Here is a 17,613-nt window from a genome sequence, read left to right on the forward strand (position 1 = left end):
ACCGCTGAATCTGTCGCCCGGCTCAATGGTCCTCGCGCGCATTTTTAGCCGGATCGGCCTTTTGGGGCGCCGGATCGGGCGCGGCGGCCGGGCCACAAATCGACACAAAGTGACAAAGCGCCGCTTGCGGCCCGCATTGCTCCTGTGCCATGTAACCGATTACATTATTTATCGACAGACCTTCGATAAGAGGGCTGGGACGATGACGCTCAGAGAGGAACACGTGGAAATCTCCACCCCGTCAGCCGTGAACGGACATGCGGCGGCCGCCAAGGCTGCGACCATCCGCGACGTGGCGGAGCGGGCTCAGGTGTCCGTGGCCTCGGTGTCGCGGGTGCTGAACGGCTCCGACGCCATCACCGAGACCACGCGTCGTCGGGTGCTCGATGCGGTCGAACATCTCCGCTACGTTCCCCATGTCGGCGCGCGCAGCCTGTCCACCAGCCGGACGGACACCATCGGCGTCATCCTGCCGGACCTGTACGGCGAGTTCTTCTCCGAACTGATACGCGGCATGGATCTGGCCGCGCGGGCGCATGGCAAGCACCTGATCGTGTCCAGCTCTCACGGCGACACCGAAGAGACGATGGCGGCGCTGCGGTCGATGCGGGGCCGGGTCGACGGTATGATCGTGCTGTCGCCCCATCTGCGCGCCGCCAATCTGGCCGCCGACGTGGCGGGCCGGACCCCGGTCCTGGTGATGAACGGCGGCCTGGACGAGGGCGGTCGCCCCTCCATCGCGGTAGACAACCACGGCGGCGCCGTGGCGGCGGTCCAGCACCTGATCGCCACTGGTCGTCGCCGCATCGCCCATATTCGGGGCGCCGCCGGCAACCTGGAAGCCGACATCCGCGCCGAAGGCTACGCCAGCGCCGTGACGGGGCAGGAATCGATCATCGTTCAGGGCGATTTCACGCAAGCGGCCGGGCATCGCGCCGCGACCCAGCTGCTGGCGCTGGACCAGCGTCCGGACGCGGTGTTCGCGGCCAATGACATGATGGCCCTGGGCGCCATGCTGGCCTTCCAGGAGGCGGGCGTGCGCTGCCCCGAGGACGTGGCCGTCATCGGCTTCGACGACGTGCCTCTGGCGGCCCTGGTTCGGCCGACGCTGACCACGCTGAGAGTGAATATCGCGGAAATGGGCCGCCGGGGCGTCGAACGCCTCATCGGCCTGGTCCAGGCCGGCGCAGGCGCCGAACCGGACACCGCTTGTGAAATCGTTCGACCGGCCCTGGTCGTTCGTCAATCCACCGCGGCGGCTGCAACCGCCGGGTCAAACCCCGATCGTACAGCGGCCTCGCCGTCGTGAATCGGGCCCATCAGGAGGGGACTTCAGGATGATCAAGTTCAATACACGTAGCGCGGCTTTGGCCGCCGTATCCGCCTTCGCCATCACCGCAGGCTTCGCGGGGGCGGCGTCGGCCCAGGTCGCGACCTCGACCATTCGAGGCAACGTCACCGACGGCGCCCAGGTCGAGCCGGGCGTCACTGTCGTGGCCCGTAACGTCGCTTCGGGCTTCACCAACCGCACGACGGCGAACGCCCAGGGCGGCTACACCCTGTCCGGTCTGCGTCCCGGCACCTATGAGGTGACCGTCACCACGGCCGACGGCGACACGGCCACCGACACCGTCAGCATCGGCGTCGGCCAGGTCGGGAACCTGGATCTGGTCGTCGCTGGCGCGTCTGCCGCCACCAATGTGGGCGAGATCGTCGTAGTGGGCCGTCGTCTGGCCGAGGTTCGGACCCCGGAAAACGCGACCAACGTCACCACGCAGCAAATCCAAACCCTGCCGCAGTTGAACCGCAACTTCCTACAGTTTTCGGCTTTGGCCCCAGGTGTTCGGATCTCGACGACCAAGAATGAAACCCAGATTACCGCCGGTGGTCAGCGGGCGGAAGCGGTCAATGCCTTCATCGACGGTGCCAGCCTGAAGTCCAACATTATTTCGGGCGGCATCGCCGGCCAGGATGACAGTCGTGGGAACCCCTTCCCGCTAGCTGCGGTGCAGGAATTCCGTGTCGTCAGCCAAAATTTCAAGGCCGAGTATGAACAGGCCTCCTCTGCGATCATCACAGCGGTTACTCGTTCCGGGACCAATGAATTCCACGGCGAAATCTTTGGCACCTATCGTGATCAGGACATGGTCACGCAGGACGTGTTTGGAAAGCGAAACGGCGATGAAAAGCCTGATTTGACGGTCAAACAGTACGGCGCAGCTTTTGGCGGACCGATCATTGAAGATCGCCTCCATTTCTTCGGTAGCTATGAGCACAAGGAAGAAAACGAGGCGGCTACCGTCAACGTAACCCGCCAAGATTATAGCGATCAGTTTGCTGAATATTTTGGCACCTTCGCCACGCCGTTCGAGGAAGATCTGTATTTTGGCAAGCTGAGTTTCCAGCCCGCTGAAGGCCATCAGATCGATCTGAGCGTCACCTATCGAGAAGAAGGCGAAGTGACTAACGTCGGGGGCGTGAACGCCTATAGCCGGGCCACAGGCCTTGAGCAGACGACTAAGAGCGCCAATCTGCGCTATCAGTGGCAAGGGCAGGGCTTCCTGAACGAAGTCGCCGTCGATTACCGCAACTACAACTACAATCCCACCGCGGCTAACTTTGATGAGCCCGGCGCCAGCTACCGCATCTTCGAAGACGAATATAGTCCCTACGGCGGCACAACGATCTTCAACACGGGGGGCGCGAACACGCGTCAGGACATCGTCGATGAAGCCCTGACTTTCCGCAACGACCTGACCTTCAATGAGGTCTCCTTCAAGGGCTTCCACAATATCAAGCTGGGCGTGAAGTTCTCTAAGCAGGACTATCACGTCGAGAAGGAGTTCAGCCGGAATCCGGAGTTTTTCTATGACCTCGAGGGCGAGGCCAGCGGCGACGCCTCGGTGCCCTATCGCGTGCAACTGGGCACGGCGACTCCGGTCATCGACCTGACCAACAACGTCTATGGGCTTTACATCCAAGACGACTGGCAGATCACGGACAAGCTGGAACTGAACCTCGGCATTCGTTGGGACTACGAAGACAACGCCAACAACAAGGACTATGTCACGCCCGATTCGGTGGTCGATGGTTTGAACCAGTGGATTGCTTCCACCGACGGCGGCAAGCCGGCCGGTTATAAGCCCAGCTGGCTGAATGTGGACGACTACGTGTCCACCGGCAGCAACCGTGACCCCTTCGCGAAAGCCTTCCAGCCGCGCTTCGGCTTCTCGTACGACGTATACGGCGATCGCGGCACCGTTATCTTCGGTGGCGCTGGCCGCTATTACGACCGGGTGAACTTCAACTTCTCGTTCGACGAGATCTCGAAACCCTACACCACAACCAAGAATGTCTTCTTCACCACCACGCCCGGCGCGGTGCAGGACGGCAGCTCGGATAATCCCTACCTTTGGAATGAGTCCTATTCGACCACCGAAGGTCTGGACGCTCTGCTGTCCACGGTCAGCGGCAGGGGGGAGGCCTTCCTGCTGAAGAATGACTTCGAGCCGCCGCGCACCGACCAGTTCAACCTCGGCGTCCGCCAGCGCATGGGCGAATGGCAGACCGAATTCACCCTTGCCTACGGCAAGACCGAGAACGAGTTCACTTGGCAGTATGTGACCCGTTGCCGCGAACCCACATATGGCAACGACGGCGACGGCTTCGGCGATAACGGGGGCTATTGCGGGCCGGGCGCCAGCAATCCCTACAGCGGCTATTATGTCTCCGATCACAGCAAGGAGCGCGAGTTCAAAGCCCTCTACGTCAAGCTGGACAAGGCCTACACGCGCGACTCGGGCTGGGGCTTGAACATCGCCTACACCCTGTCGGACTCCAAGCAGAACGGCGGCAATGACAACTTCTGCTTCGATTGTTTCTCGGTCGAGACCTCGCCGATGCGGAACTCAGCGGGTAACGAGCGTCACCGGATTGTCGCCAACGGCATCCTCGACCTGCCGCTGGACTTCCAGCTGTCGGGCATCCTGACCCTGGGTTCCGGCACGCCGTTCGATGTCTACGACGGTTCCGGTTCGACCTTCTATTACCGGCCGTACGCGGGCTATCCGGAGAAGGAAAACTTCTTCATCCCCAACGCCTTTGCCTATCGGAACCTGGATCTTCGTCTGACGAAGAACATCGATATCGACGGCGCGGGTCAGATGCAGGTCTATGTCGACGCCATCAACGTGTTCAACTTCAAGAACTACAGCGGCTTTGACGGAAGCGTGACCTCGTCGACCTACGGCAATCCGTCGAGCGTTCTGTACCCCACGCGGTCGTTCCAGATCGGCGCTCGCTACTCCTTCTAACTCCCCCTGAGCCTGGGCCGCCTTCCGCTTGCGCGGGGGGCGGCCTTCTTCTTGATACAGACCCAGTGAGCGTGCCCATGAACCGTCGAAACTTCCTGATGCGGACCACGGCGGGGGCTGCAGCTCTGGCGGTGGGCGGCGCCGTCGCGGGGCAGGCGGCGGCGCAGCAGGCGGTTACTGGCGCGGTCAACGGCACGCAGCGGCGGCCTCTGCGGCTGGACCGCGAGATCAACGAGCTTCAGGAACGCACCTTCCGCTGGTTCGAAAAGGTGACGGATCGGCGCACCGGGCTGACGCCCGATCGCTGGCCCAGTCCGTCCTTCTGCTCCATCGCGGCGGTCGGCTTCGCCCTGACCTGCTGGCCCGTGGGCGTCGAGCGACGCTGGATGAGCCGGGACGAGGCGCGCGAACGCACCCTGATCACCGTGCGCTATTTCCATAGCCTGCCGCAGGGCCCCGAGGCGTCGGGCACGGCGGGACACAAGGGCTTCTTCTACCACTTCCTGGAGATGGAAACCGGGCATCGGTATCGGACCAACGAGCTGTCGACCGTAGACACGGCCCTGCTGATGGCCGGCATGCTGTTCGCCGCCCGCTATTTCGACGGCGATCACCCGGACGAGGTCGAGATCCGCAGCCGGGTTCAGGCCCTGTACGAGCGGATCGAATGGGACTGGGTCGTCGTGCGCGACAACCGGATCACCATGGGCTGGCACCCCGAGAGCGGCTTCATCCCGGCCGACTGGCATGTCTATAACGAGGGGATGCTGCTGCTGTTGCTGGCCGTCGGCAGCCCGACCCATCCGGTCTCGGTCAATGTCTGGCACGAATGGGCCGCCAGCTATGACGAGAGCTGGACCGACCGTTGGGGCAGCTGGCACCTGAATTTCGCGCCGATCTTCGGCCATCAGTACAGCCATATGTACATCGACTTCCGCGGCATTCAGGACGCCTGGATGCGCGGTCAGACGGCTCAGCTGGGCGAACATCTCGACTATTTCGAAAACAGCCGCCGCGCCGTCTACGCCCAGCAGAAATACGGCCACGACAATCCGGGCCAATGGGCCGGCTATTCGTCCGAGACCTGGGGCTTGACGGCCTGTGACGGGCCGGGCGATTTCAAACAGACGATCAACGGGGTCGAGCGCGAGTTCTTCAGCTATTCGGCGCGCGGCCCCGGCGAGCGCGACGACGGCACCATCGCCCCGACGGCGGCGGCCGGCTCCATCGTTTTCGCGCCCGAGATCGTCATCCCCTGTATCAAGGCGATGAAGAGCCGGTTCGGCGCGGGCATCTATACCGAGTGGGGCTTCCTCGACAGCTTCAACCCGACCCTGGCCCAGCGCGACGGGCCGTTGCAGCACGGCAAGATCGTTGACGGGATCGGCTGGGTCGCCGACGACTATCTCGGCATCGACCAGGGGCCCATCGTCTGCATGACCGAGAACCACAGGTCGGACTTCATCTGGCGGTACATGCGCGGCGAGCCCAACATCCGCCGGGCGCTGGACAGGGCCGGCTTCACCGGCGGCTGGCTGACCGCATGAGGCCTGGCCCGCACAGGCGGGGCGCCCTGGCGCTGCTGGCGGGCGGCGCGGCGGCGGCCTGTACCCCGCGTGACGGCGAGACGGTGTTGCGCTTCTGGGCCATGGGCAATGAGGGCGGGACGGTGGGCCATCTGATGCCCGAGTTCGAACGGCGTAACCCCGGCGTTCGCGTCGTGGTCCAGCCCCTGCCGTGGACGGCCGCGCACGAGAAGCTGCTGACCGCCTACGCCGGCGACTCCCTGCCGGACGTCAGCCAGATCGGCAACACCTGGGTGTCGGAACTGACCGCCATCGGCGCTCTGTCGCCGACCCCGCCCGCAGCCGCCGACCTGCTGACTGACCAGTTTCCGGCGGTGCTGGAGACCAACCAGATCGCCGGCCGGGCCATGACCACGCCCTGGTATGTGGACACCCGGCTGCTCTTCTATCGCAAGGATCTGCTGGCCCGCGCCGGTTTCGACGCGCCGCCGCAGGACTGGGCTGAATGGAAACGGGCCATGCACGGGATCAAGCGCGCGGCCGGCGAGGGGAACTACGCCATCCTGCTGCCGCTGAACGAGTTCGAGCAGCTTCTCACTTTCGGATTGCAGACCGAACAGCCGCTGCTGCGCGACCGCAATACGCGGGGCAACTTCTCCAACCCCGGCTTCATCTCGGCCCTGGCCTTCTATCGCAGCCTGTTCGCCGAAGGGTTGGCGCCCCTGGCTTCGGCGGCGCAGATCTCCAACGTCTGGACCGAGTTCGCGCGCGGCTATTTCAGCTTCTACTTCTCCGGCCCGTGGAGCGTCGGCGACTTCCGTTCGCGCCTGCCTGCGTCGTTCCAGCCGAACTGGGCCACGGCCGGCGTGCCGGGCCCGAACGGCCTGGGCGCCTCGGCGCCGGGCGGCTCCAGCCTGGCGGTGTTCAAGTCCTCGCCGCATCAGGACGCGGCCTGGGCCCTGGTCCGCTATCTGTCCGAGCCCGCCGTCCAGGCCCGGTTCAACACCATCGTCGGCGACCTGCCGGCGCGCCAGAGCGCCTGGTACATGGCAAGGATCGAGCGCGACCCGATGCTGGCGCCCTTCCGGGGCCAGCTGGAGCGGGCCAAGGCCGTGCCCAAGGCGCCCGAATGGGAGCGGATCGTGACCGAGATGCAGATCGTCGCCGAACGGATGGTGCGCGGCCAATACAGCCCTGAGACCGCCGCCGCCGAGATCGACCGCCGTGTTGATCGGCTGCTGGAGAAACGCCGCTGGATGATGGAACAGGGCAGGGCCGTATGACCGTCGCCGATCCGACATTGGCCCGCGTGAAGCCGTCGCGTGGACGCGCGGCGAGAGAGCGCGCGGCCTGGGCCTTCGTCGCCCCGGCCATGATCGCCATCGGCCTGTTTTTCGCCCTGCCGGTGATCGCGGCCCTGCTGCTCAGCCTGACCGACTTCGACATCTACGCCCTGGCGAACCTGGACAATCTGCGTTTCGTCGGCCTGCAGAACTACGAGCGGCTGATGACCAATCCGCTGTTCTGGGGGGCGATGAAGAACACCCTGACCTTCGCGGTCCTGGGCGTGCCCCTGTCCATTGCGGCCTCGTTGGCGGCGGCGGTGATCCTGAATGCGCGGGTGGTGAAGTGGCGGCCGATCTGGCGGGTCATGTTCTTCGCCCCCTATGTCACCACCCTGGTCGCCACCGCCGTGGTGTGGCGCTATCTGCTGCACACCCGCTACGGCGTCATCAACTGGGGGCTGGAAAGCATCGGCCTGCCGGCGGTGGACTGGCTGGGCCAGCCCTCGACCTCCATCCCCGCCATCCTGATGTTCGTGGTCTGGAAGATCTTCGGCTACAATATGCTGATCTTCCTGGCCGTGCTTCAGACCGTGCCGGACGACCTTTACGAGGCCGCCCGCATCGACGGCGCCGGGCCGTGGAAACAGTTCCGCCATGTCACCCTGCCGGCCATCGCCCCGACCATGTTGCTGGTCTCGATCATCTCGGTCGCCAGCTTCTTCCAGCTGTTCGCCGAACCCTATGTGATGACGCAAGGAGGCCCGGCCCAGAGCACGGTGACGGTGCTCTACTTCATGTACGAGGAAGGCTTCAAATGGTGGAACCTGGGCTCCGCCAGCGCGGTCGCCTTCGTCCTGTTCCTGTGCATCCTGGCCATCACCCTGGTGCAGCTGGCCGTGGCCAAGCGTGTGGGGGCGTATCAGTGATGTTTGCTCGCTCTCGACTCTCGCACACGCGTCCTCGCGACCCCTCAGGTCGTTATCCTCGCCACCCCAACGGCCGTCATCCTCGCCCTTGTGGCGAGGATCCATACGCCCGGTGTCTCCGCAGGGCGCTCCCCTGTCGAACACCGGGAGTATGGATCCTAGGGACAAGCCCTAGGATGACGGCAATGGGGGCGGCGATTGGGACGGCGACAGGGGAGAACGGGCAATGAAGATCCGTTCCATCCTGCTCAACCTCGCCGTCGCGCTCATCGCGCTCATCGTCCTCTTTCCTCTGGTCTGGATGGCGTCCGTCAGCTTCATGCCCACCGGCGAAGCGGCGACCTTCCCGCCGCCGCTGGTCCCGTCGCGCTGGACGCTGGAGCATTATCAGGACCTGTTCCTGAACCAGGGCATGGGCCGCTATCTGTGGAACAGTTTCGCCCTGGCCACCCTGGCGACGATCCTGGCGCTCAGCTTCACCGTCCCGGCCGGCTACGCCTTCGCCAAGCTGAAGTTCGTCGGGCGCGAACGGCTGTTCCAATTGCTGGTCGCCGCCCTGGTGGTGCCGGCCCAGATCGGCACCCTGCCGCTGTTCCTGATGCTGAAGGGGATGGGGCTGGTGAACACCTATGCCGGCGCCCTGGTGCCCTGGCTGGCCTCGATCTTCGGCCTGTTCCTGGTGCGCCAATATGCGCTGAGCATTCCCGACGAGATGCTGGAGGCGGCCCGGATCGACGGCGCCAGCGAGGGCCAGATCTTCCGCCGCATCGTCCTGCCGACGCTGCAACCGATCATCGTCACCCTGGGCCTTTTCGTCTTCCTGGGCAGCTGGAACGACTTCCTGTGGCCGCTGATCATCCTGACGGACCAGTCGAACTACACCCTGCCGGTCGCCCTGGCGGCCCTATCGCGCGAGCATGTGCAGGATGTGGAACTGATGATGGCCGGCGCCGTCGTCACGGTCGCGCCCGTCCTGATTCTCTTCCTCGCCCTGCAACGCTACTACATCCGCGGCATGCTCGCGGGCAGCGTGAAGGGGTGAACCTTGTAGCCCTCCACCGCCGTCATCCTAGGCCTTGTGCCTAGGATCCATAGACTCCGTCGAGGACGGGACGCACGCCTTCGACACCGGGCGTATGGATCCTCGGGACAAGCCCGAGGATGACGGGGAGAGGGAAAACTGGAGTAATCCGAATGCGTCTTCTGACCTCCGCTCTCGCACTCAGCGCCGCCCTCATGGCCGCCCCCGCCGTCGCCCAGGACACGCACGTTCTCGACACCATGGACGACGCCTCGCGTTGGCAGGCCGGCGCCTCCACCGACGTCCACGCCGCCGTCTCCACCGTCGCCGGGCATGATGGGCAGGCAGTCCGGCTCGACTATGATTTCGACGGCAAGGCGGGCTACGCGGTGGTCAGCCGTCCGCTGCCGTTCGACCTGCCCGACAATTACGAGATCAGCTTCTGGGTGCGCGGCGCCGGGCCGGCCAACACCTTTGAGGTCAAGCTGACCGACGCCTCGGCCGAGAACGTCTGGTGGAAGCAGACGTCGCGCTACGACTTCCCCGACGGCTGGACAAAGTTCGTGATCAAACGCCGCCAGGTGTCCAAGGCCTGGGGGCCCAGCCCCGAGACGGTGCTGCGCCGCGCCGAGCGGGTCGAGTTCGTCGTGGTCGCGGCCGAGGGCGGCAAGGGGGCGGTCGAGATCGACCATCTGAGCCTTCGCGCCCTGCCGGTCGATCCCGCCGTGCCGCCGCAGCCGGTCGCCGCCGACGGCCGACCGCAGACGACCGCCGCCAACGCCGTCGATCTGGACCCGAAGACCGCCTGGACCCCGCCGGTGGGCGAACCCTCGGCCCTGACCCTGGACCTGGGCTACGAGCGCGAGTTCGGCGGCCTGACCCTGCGCTGGGGCGAGCGGGGGGCGGCGGCGGACTATCGGATTTCGGCCTCGACCGACGGGCGCGACTGGCGGGACCTGGCGACAGTTCAGGGCGGAAACGGTGGCGTCGACTGGCTGCGTACGCCGGAGGCTACCGCCCGCTGGCTGCGGCTGGAGCCGCTGAAGCCGGTCCCCGCGTCGGACGTGGTCGGCTCGTCCGGCGCCGGCCAGCGGCTGGGCGCGGGGCAGGCGACGACCTATGCGTTGAACGAGATCGAGGTCGAACCCCTGGCCTTCGGCGAGGACGCCACGGCCTTCGTGGAGGCGGTGGCCAAGGAGAACCGACGCGGTCTCTATCCGCGCGGCTTCTTCGGGGAACAGCCCTACTGGACCCTGGTCGGCGTGGACGGCGGCGGCGAGAGCAGCCTGATCGGCGAGGACGGCGCCATCGAACTGCGCCGCGCCGGCCCCAGCATCGAACCCTTCGTGGTCGACAACGGGCGGCTGATCACCTGGGCCGACGTCGATATCGAACAGGGGCTGAGGGACGACGACCTGCCGATCCCTTCGGTCACCTGGACCGCCGACGACTGGACGCTGAAGATCACCAGCTTCGCCGATGGCGCGCCGGATCGGGCGCGTCTGTGGGGCCGCTATGACCTGACCAACACCTCAAACCGGCCGCGCAGCCTGACCCTGGCCCTGACGGCGCGGCCGTTCCAGGTGAACGGACCGGAGCAGTTCCTGGCCATTCCGGGCGGCGTGGCGCCGGTCGAGCGGATCGCCTGGGACGGCGCGAGCCTGACGCTGAACGACGACGTCCGGGTCCACGCCCTGACCGCGCCGGACGCCGTGGCGGCTTCGAGCTTCGATTCAGGCGTCGATCCTCAATCATTGATTCTACCGTCGGCGCGACGTCCAACGGGCGAGCCGGTCGCCGTCTCCGACGCCACCGACCTACCGGCCGGCGCGCTACTGTATGAGGTGACGCTTCAGCCCGGCGAGACGCGCACCTTCGGCTTTGTGTCGCCTCTGGCGGGCGATCCGCCGCAGACGGGGCAGGGCGTCACCGCGCTGGATCAGGCCGAACAGGCGCTGGCCGCCGAATGGCGCGAGAAGTTGGACCGGGTTGACCTGACCCTGCCGCCCGCAGCCCAGCGAATCGAGGACGCGCTGAAGTCGTCGTTGGCTCATATGCTGATGTCGCGTCAGGGGCCGATCCTCCAGCCCGGCACCCGCAGCTACAACCGTTCCTGGATCCGCGACGGGGCCATGATGGCTGAGGGGCTGAACCGGCTGGGCATGGCCGAGCACTCCGCCGACTATCTGCGCTGGTACGCCCCCTATGTGTTCGACAACGGCAAGGTCCCCTGCTGCGTCGATGCGCGGGGCGCCGATCCCGTGCCCGAGAATGACAGCCACGGGGAGTTCGTCTTCCTGGCCGCCGAGACCTATCGCTACACCGGTGACGAGGCCCTGCTGCGTCAGGTCTGGCCCCAGGTGCAGAAGGCCGTCGCCTATATGGACGACCTGCGCGCCTCCACCCGCAGCGCCGCTTTCCAGACCCCCGACCAGCGCCACCTGTACGGCCTGCTGCCGCCGACGATCAGCCATGAGGGCTATTCGGACAAGGCGGCCTATTCCTATTGGGACGATTTCTGGGGGCTGCTGGGCTACAAGGACGCGGTCTTCATCGCCGAGACCCTGGGCGACGCTGAGGCCGCCGCCCGCTATGCCGCGGCGCGGGATCAGTTCGCCGCCGACATCCGCGCCTCTATCGTCGCGACGGCCGAACATCACGACATCGACTGGATCGCGGGCGCCGCCGACCGGGGCGATTTCGACGCCACCTCGACCACCATCGCCCTGTCACCGTCGGGCGAGCAGGATAATCTTCCGCCGGAACTGCTGGCGCGAACGTTCGATCTCTATTGGGAAAATTTCCAAAACCGCCTGACCAATCGCACGGCGTGGAAGGACTATACCCCTTACGAATGGCGGTTGGTCGGCGCCTATGTGCGGCTGGGTCAGAAGGACCGCGCCCTGGCGGTGCTGGACTTCCTGATGGCCGACCGCCGGCCCGAGACCTGGAACGGCTGGGCCGAGGTGGTGGGGCGCGACAAGCGCGAGCCCCGCTTCATCGGCGACATGCCCCACGCCTGGATCAGCTCCGACTATATTCGCTCGGCCCTGGACCTGTTCGCCTACGAGCGGGACCGCGACCACGCCCTTGTGCTGGCGGCGGGCGTGCCGGAGGCCTGGCTGGATACGAAGGAGGGCGTGGGGGTGAAGGATCTTCGCACCGCCTATGGCTCGCTCACCTACGCCTATCGCAAACAGGGGCGGGGCTATGTGCTGACCATGGGCGGGGCGGCGACGCCGCCGGGCGGCTATGTGCTGCAATGGCCGGCGGGGGAGGGGCGGCCCGAGCGGGTTCGGATCGACGGGCGGTCCGCGCAATGGTCCGGCGACGAGCTGCGTATCCCTGGGGCGGCGGCGCGCGTCACCCTTGAGTGATCCGGCCTTTAAGCTCCACCATAAGGATTGCCAACTCCGCGCAAAGCGGAGTTAGCATCGACCTTCGCGCCAGCCCCCGCTCGCCGAGGTCATTCTTGTCTGCGAGAGGAAGGGCGGGCGCGATCAGCCCCCAATGAAAGGACGTCGTCGTGCGCCAGTTCCACCTCCGCATCTACTCCCTCGACTCGGCGGAGGCGCTCGAGCAGTACGCGACCCAGAATTACCCGCGTCATCTCGAAAGCTTTCCGAAGCATGGAATCCGACCGGAGGGTTTCTTCAAGCTCGCCGATGGCGCCGATCCAAAGCTTTACGTCCTCGTCTCCTATGATGAGGGCGCCGACGACGAGGCCGTTTCGACTGGATATATGGCGAGCCCGGATTTTCTCGCGGATATGGAGGGCTTCGACCCGTCCCACATCCTCAAGGTCGACGACATCGCCCTCATTCCCACGCCCGGTTCTCCCCTGACCTGAGGCGTTCCGGCGCGCGCGGGGGGACGGGCGAAGGCGACTGCGCCGCCGCTGCGCCCCCCGCGCTATGTCGCCAAAGGCTCCCCGCCAGAGAAGAAGGGCGCTACTCCTCGGCCTTGGCCTTGGCGCTCTTCTTCGCCGGCGCCTTCTTGGCCGCCGGCTTCTTCGCAGCCGCAGCCTTCTTGGGCGCAGCCGCCTTCTTGGCCGCAGGGGCCTTCTTCTTCGGCGCGGCGCCGGCCTTGGCGGCCAGCAGGGGCAGGGCGTCTTCTACAGTCAGGTCTTCGGGCGCCACGCCCTTGGGCAGGGTGGCGTTGATCTTGCCCGATTTGACGTAGGGACCGAAGCGGCCGGCCATGACGTGGATCGGCTCGCCCGTCTCCGGGTGGGCGCCCAGGTCCTTCAGCGGAGCGGTGGCGGCGCCGCGACCGGGACGACCGGCGCGCTTCTCGGCCAGCAGGGCGACGGCGCGGTTCAGGCCGACCTCGAACACCTCGTCGATGTCCGACACATTGGCATAGGTGCCGGCGTGCAGGACGAAGGGCCCGTAACGGCCCAGCCCCGCCGTGATCATCTTGCCGTCCTCGGGGTGAACCCCGACCTCGCGCGGCAGGGCCAGCAGGCGCAGGGCCTGGTCCAGCGTCAGGGACGCCGGCGACCAGCCCTTGGGCAGGGACGAGCGTTTGGGCTTTTCACCCTCCGGCGGCGTGATTTCGACATAGGGGCCGAAACGACCGATCTTCAGCTGCACCGGCTGGCCGGTCTCGGGATCCATGCCCAGTTCGCGGTCGCCGCTTTCCGCCGATCCGTCTTCAGCCGACGGGCTGGCGACGGGCCGGGTATATTTGCAGTCGGGATAGCGGGCGCAGCCGATGAAGGCGCCGAACCGGCTGGTCTTCAGGCTGAGCTGTCCCTGGTGGCATAGCGGGCATTCGCGTGGGTCGGACCCGTCTTCCTTGGCCGGGAAGATGTGGGCGCCCAGCGACTCGTTCAGGGCGTCCAGAATGGCCGTGGTGCGCAGTTCGCCGGCGGCCTGGGTCGCGGCGTGGAAGTCCGACCAGAACTCGCGCAGCAGCACCTTCCAGTCCAGCTGACCGGCCGACACCTCGTCCAGACGCGTCTCCAGCGCGGCGGTGAAGTCGTATTCGACCCACTTGGCGAAGAACTGTTCCAGGAAGGCCGTGACCAGCCGCCCCTTGTCCTCGGGATAGAAGCGGTTCTTGTCCACCCGCACATATTCGCGGTCGCGCAGGGTCGACAGGGTCGAGGCGTAGGTCGAGGGGCGGCCGATGCCCAGCTCTTCCAGCTTCTTGACCAGGGTGGCTTCCGAATAGCGCGGGGGCGGTTCGGTGAAATGCTGGTCGGTGCGGATGGCGTCGACCTTGGCCTTGGCGCCTTCCTTCAGCGCGGGCAGGCGGCTGGTGTCGTCGCCCTCGTCCTCTTCGGCGCCCTTCTGCTTCTCGTCCCGGCCTTCCTCATAGACGGCCAGGAAGCCGTCGAAGGTCACCACCTGGCCGGTGGCGCGCAGGCCGGTCAGACCGTCCGGGGTTTCGATATCGACCGTGGTGCGGTCCATGCGGGCCGCCTCCATCTGCGAGGCGACCATCCGCTTCCAGATCAGCTCGTACAGACGCTGAAGATCGGATTCGAGGCGCAGGCTGTCCGGATGACGGGCGATGTTCGTCGGCCGGATCGCTTCGTGCGCTTCCTGAGCATTCTTGGCCTTGGTCTTGTAATAGCGCGGCTCTTGCGGAACGAAGGCCGGGCCGAACTCCTTGCCGATGACCTCGCGCGCCTGGGCGATGCCCTCGGGCGTGGTCTGGACGCCGTCGGTCCGCATATAGGTGATCAGACCGCCGGTCTCGTCCACGCCCTCATACAGTTTCTGCGCCGCCTGCATGGTGCGCTGGGCGCTGAAGCCCAGCTTGCGCGCCGCTTCCTGTTGCAGGGTCGAGGTGGTGAAGGGCGGGGCCGGGTTGCGGCGGACGGGTTTCTTCTCGACCGAGTTGATGGTGAAGTCGCCGGCGTCGATGGCCGCGCGCGCGGCGGCGGCGGTCGCCTCGTCCTTGATGTCAAGACGCTGGACCCGCTTGCCGGCGTGCTTGACCAGACGGGCGGTGAAGGGCGGGCTGTCGGCGTTCAGGTCGGCCTCGATGGACCAGTATTCCTGCGCCTTGAACTTCTCGATCTCCATCTCGCGATCGACGACGATGCGCAGGGCGACGGATTGAACCCGCCCGGCCGAGCGCGCGCCCGGCAGCTTGCGCCACAGCACGGGCGACAGGGTGAAGCCGACCAGATAGTCCAGCGCCCGGCGGGCCAGATAGGCCTCGACCAGCTCCATGTCGATCTGACGCGGATTGGCCATGGCCTCCAGCACGGCCGACTTGGTGATGGCGTTGAAGGTGACGCGCTCGACGTGGGTGTCCTTCAGCGCCTTCTTCTTGTTCAGCACCTCCAGCACGTGCCAGCTGATGGCCTCTCCTTCGCGGTCGGGGTCGGTCGCCAGGATGACGCGGTCGGCGCGCTTGGCGGCCTCGGCGATTTCGGACAGCCGCTTGGCGCCCTTGGCGTCGGCCTCCCAGTGCATGGAGAAGTCGTCGTCGGGCAGGACCGATCCATCCTTGGACGGCAGGTCGCGGACGTGGCCGTAGGACGCCAGAACCTCATAGCCGGAGCCGAGGTATTTATTGATGGTCTTGGCCTTTGCGGGGCTCTCGACGATAACGAGGTTCATGCGTGTTCGGTCTCGGGAAGGGGCGCGAACGTGGTTGGAGCGGAGCCATGTGTCAATGCACCGGCCGCCGGACGCCCGTAAACTAGCCCGTCATCTGGGAGTGGGATCAGGCGCTGACTATCACGGATTGAACGCGAGTCCGGAAGAGACTTCACTATATCGACGCCACTATATCGACGCGAGGCCGCCGGGCAGCAGCTCGGCGCGGCCCGCCAGGCTCAGTTCCAGCAGGGCGGCGGCCACCTGGCCCATGGGGGCGTTCAGGGCGCGGGCGATCTCGTCGCGCGGCGTCGGGGTGGGGGACAGAAGAGCCGCGACCCGGTCCAGGAAGCCGTCGTCCGCCTCGTCATAGTCGATCGGCTCCGACGGCGGCGCGCGCAGGGTGCGTAAGGTGTTGAAGGCGCGCTCGATATCCTCGATCCCCTCACACAGAATCGCGCCCTGACGCAGCAGTTCGTTCGGACCCTTGGCGCGGGGGTCCAGCGGCGAGCCCGGCACGGCGAAGACGTCGCGCCCCTGTTCGGCCGCAAGGCGGGCGGTGATCAGCGAGCCGGACTTGATCTCGGCCTCGACCACCACGACGCCACGCGACAGGCCGGAGATGATGCGATTGCGGCGGGGGAAGTCGCGCGCCTGGGCGCGGGCGCCGACGGGGCTTTCGGATACGACGCAGCCCTGATCGATCAGCCGGGCGTAGAGGTCGGCGTGCTCGGGCGGATAGACGTCGTCTACCCCGCCGCCCAGAACAGCGACAGTCCCGCTCGCCAGGGCGCCTTCGTGGGCGGCGGCGTCGATGCCGCGCGCCATGCCCGAGACGACGACATGGCCGGCCTGACCCAGTTGCAGCGCCAGGCCCCGCGCGATTCTCTGGCCGCCCGCCGAGGCGATGCGGGCGCCGACGATGGCGACGCAGGGGGCGTTCAGCAGTTCGACCCGGCCCCGTGTCCACAGGATCGGCGGGGGCGGATCCAGCGCCGCCAGCATCTCGGGATAGTCGGGATCGCCCAGCACCAGCAGCCGGGCGCCGATCCGCTCCCCATCGGCCAGTTCGCGTTCGATCCGCGCGACGGGCGGGGGAATGGAGGCCGCGCCGGACTTGCGGACCAGATCGGGCAGGACCTCCAGCACGCGAACGGCCGTGCCATGGCGGCTCAGCAGCTGGGAAAAGGCGACGGGACCGATACGGTCGGTGCGGGCGAGCCGCAGCCGGGCGAACCGCTCGTCCGCCGACAGGCTCACGCCTTCTTGGCCCCGATACGCGGTTCCTCGCCCTTCAGCAGCCGGGCGATATTCTGATGGTGGCGCACCCAGATCAGCACGGCGGCGAAGACGGTCAGGGCGAGGATCGGCATGTCCACCGGCAGGCCGACGGCGGCGAGCGGCAGCAGGGCCAGCAAGGGCGCGGTCGCCGACGAAATCAGGGCCGCCAGCGACGAATAGCGGAAGGCGAAGGCGCTGATCAGCCAGACGGCGCCCGCCATCAAGCCCAGGGGCCAGGCGGCGGCCAGCAGCAGACCATAGAAGGTCGCCACGCCCTTGCCGCCCTTGAACTTCAGCCAGACGGGAAACAGATGACCCAGGAAGGCCGCGCCGCCGGCGATGGCGCCCGCGACCTCGCTGTCGAACAGAGCGCGGGCGATCAGCAGGGCGACCGCGCCCTTGCCGGCGTCCAGCAGCAGGGTGGCCAGGGCTAGGTCCTTGCGCCCGGTGCGCAGCACATTGGTCGCGCCGATATTGCCGGAGCCGATATTGCGCACGTCGCCGGCGCCGGCGGCGCGGGTGATCACGACGCCGAACGGAATCGAGCCGAGCAGATAGCCGCCCAGCGCAACCAGCGCCAAGGTCCCGATCGCGGGGCCCACCAGATCCTGCACGTTGATTCTCTCCCCACGGAATGCTGTGGCAAAATGCGTCGGCGCGCCTTGCGGAGCAAGGGCGATCCGACCTCTTGACCCAATGA

The 17,613-nt window shown here is 66.5% G+C and carries 11 protein-coding genes; 8 read left to right on the forward strand and 3 right to left on the reverse strand.

Annotation, left to right across the window (positions count from 1 at the left end):
• Positions 1-223: 223 nt before the first annotated feature.
• The 8 genes from ACW177_RS07425 to ACW177_RS07460 all read left to right on the forward strand — a co-directional run bounded on the left by ACW177_RS07425 (position 224) and on the right by ACW177_RS07460 (position 12,922).
• On the forward strand, positions 224-1,309 hold the full coding sequence (locus tag ACW177_RS07425) for a LacI family DNA-binding transcriptional regulator (protein ID WP_492027937.1): 1,086 nt from the start codon (positions 224-226) through the stop codon (positions 1,307-1,309).
• 28 nt (positions 1,310-1,337) lie between these two features.
• Complete coding sequence (locus ACW177_RS07430) at positions 1,338-4,313, forward strand: TonB-dependent receptor (RefSeq protein WP_492027938.1); 2,976 nt, start codon at positions 1,338-1,340, stop codon at positions 4,311-4,313.
• Positions 4,314-4,390: 77 nt separating this feature from the next.
• Positions 4,391-5,860, forward strand: a complete 1,470-nt coding sequence (locus tag ACW177_RS07435) for a glucoamylase family protein (RefSeq protein WP_492027939.1) — start codon at positions 4,391-4,393, stop codon at positions 5,858-5,860.
• Positions 5,857-7,122 carry a sugar ABC transporter substrate-binding protein gene (locus ACW177_RS07440; RefSeq protein WP_492027940.1) on the forward strand — a complete coding sequence of 422 codons (1,266 nt, stop codon included), beginning with the start codon at positions 5,857-5,859 and terminating at the stop codon, positions 7,120-7,122. Before ACW177_RS07435 ends, ACW177_RS07440 begins: the two co-directional genes overlap by 4 nt.
• Positions 7,119-8,051 (forward strand): carbohydrate ABC transporter permease, encoded by a 933-nt coding sequence (locus ACW177_RS07445; protein ID WP_492027941.1) that lies wholly within the window; start codon positions 7,119-7,121, stop codon positions 8,049-8,051. Before ACW177_RS07440 ends, ACW177_RS07445 begins: the two co-directional genes overlap by 4 nt.
• Before the next feature lie 226 nt (positions 8,052-8,277).
• Positions 8,278-9,093, forward strand: coding sequence for a carbohydrate ABC transporter permease (locus tag ACW177_RS07450; protein ID WP_492027942.1), 816 nt, complete (start codon positions 8,278-8,280; stop codon positions 9,091-9,093).
• A 152-nt stretch (positions 9,094-9,245) separates the two neighbouring features.
• Positions 9,246-12,449 (forward strand): discoidin domain-containing protein, encoded by a 3,204-nt coding sequence (locus ACW177_RS07455; RefSeq protein ID WP_492027943.1) that lies wholly within the window; start codon positions 9,246-9,248, stop codon positions 12,447-12,449.
• Between the two features lie 149 nt (positions 12,450-12,598).
• Complete coding sequence (locus ACW177_RS07460) at positions 12,599-12,922, forward strand: NIPSNAP family protein (protein ID WP_492027944.1); 324 nt, start codon at positions 12,599-12,601, stop codon at positions 12,920-12,922.
• Between the two features lie 100 nt (positions 12,923-13,022).
• Here the strand turns inward: ACW177_RS07460 and topA are convergent, their stop codons facing one another.
• The 3 genes from topA to plsY form a co-directional block, all read right to left on the reverse strand.
• A complete protein-coding gene (gene topA / locus ACW177_RS07465; protein WP_492027945.1) occupies positions 13,023-15,653 on the reverse strand; it encodes a type I DNA topoisomerase in 2,631 nt (876 codons plus the stop codon).
• A 168-nt stretch (positions 15,654-15,821) separates the two neighbouring features.
• Positions 15,822-16,892, reverse strand: a complete 1,071-nt coding sequence (gene dprA / locus ACW177_RS07470) for a DNA-processing protein DprA (RefSeq protein WP_492027946.1) — start codon at positions 16,890-16,892, stop codon at positions 15,822-15,824.
• Positions 16,889-17,527 carry a glycerol-3-phosphate 1-O-acyltransferase PlsY gene (plsY, locus tag ACW177_RS07475; protein WP_492027947.1) on the reverse strand — a complete coding sequence of 213 codons (639 nt, stop codon included), beginning with the start codon at positions 17,525-17,527 and terminating at the stop codon, positions 16,889-16,891. Before plsY ends, dprA begins: the two co-directional genes overlap by 4 nt.
• Between the last annotated feature and the right edge of the window lie 86 nt (positions 17,528-17,613).

The sequence above is a fragment of the Brevundimonas sp. AVps23W genome, assembly GCF_058681395.1.

Bases quoted from the DNA above. Each gene is read 5' to 3' on its own strand.
- ACW177_RS07430 (WP_492027938.1), top strand. From the start codon at position 1,338: ATGATCAAGTTCAATACACGTAGCGCGGCTTTGGCCGCCGTATCCGCC.
- ACW177_RS07435 (WP_492027939.1), top strand. From the start codon at position 4,391: ATGAACCGTCGAAACTTCCTGATGCGGACCACGGCGGGGGCTGCAGCT.
- ACW177_RS07440 (WP_492027940.1), top strand. From the start codon at position 5,857: ATGAGGCCTGGCCCGCACAGGCGGGGCGCCCTGGCGCTGCTGGCGGGC.
- ACW177_RS07445 (WP_492027941.1), top strand. From the start codon at position 7,119: ATGACCGTCGCCGATCCGACATTGGCCCGCGTGAAGCCGTCGCGTGGA.
- ACW177_RS07450 (WP_492027942.1), top strand. From the start codon at position 8,278: ATGAAGATCCGTTCCATCCTGCTCAACCTCGCCGTCGCGCTCATCGCG.
- ACW177_RS07455 (WP_492027943.1), top strand. From the start codon at position 9,246: ATGCGTCTTCTGACCTCCGCTCTCGCACTCAGCGCCGCCCTCATGGCC.
- topA (WP_492027945.1), bottom strand. From the start codon at position 15,653: ATGAACCTCGTTATCGTCGAGAGCCCCGCAAAGGCCAAGACCATCAAT.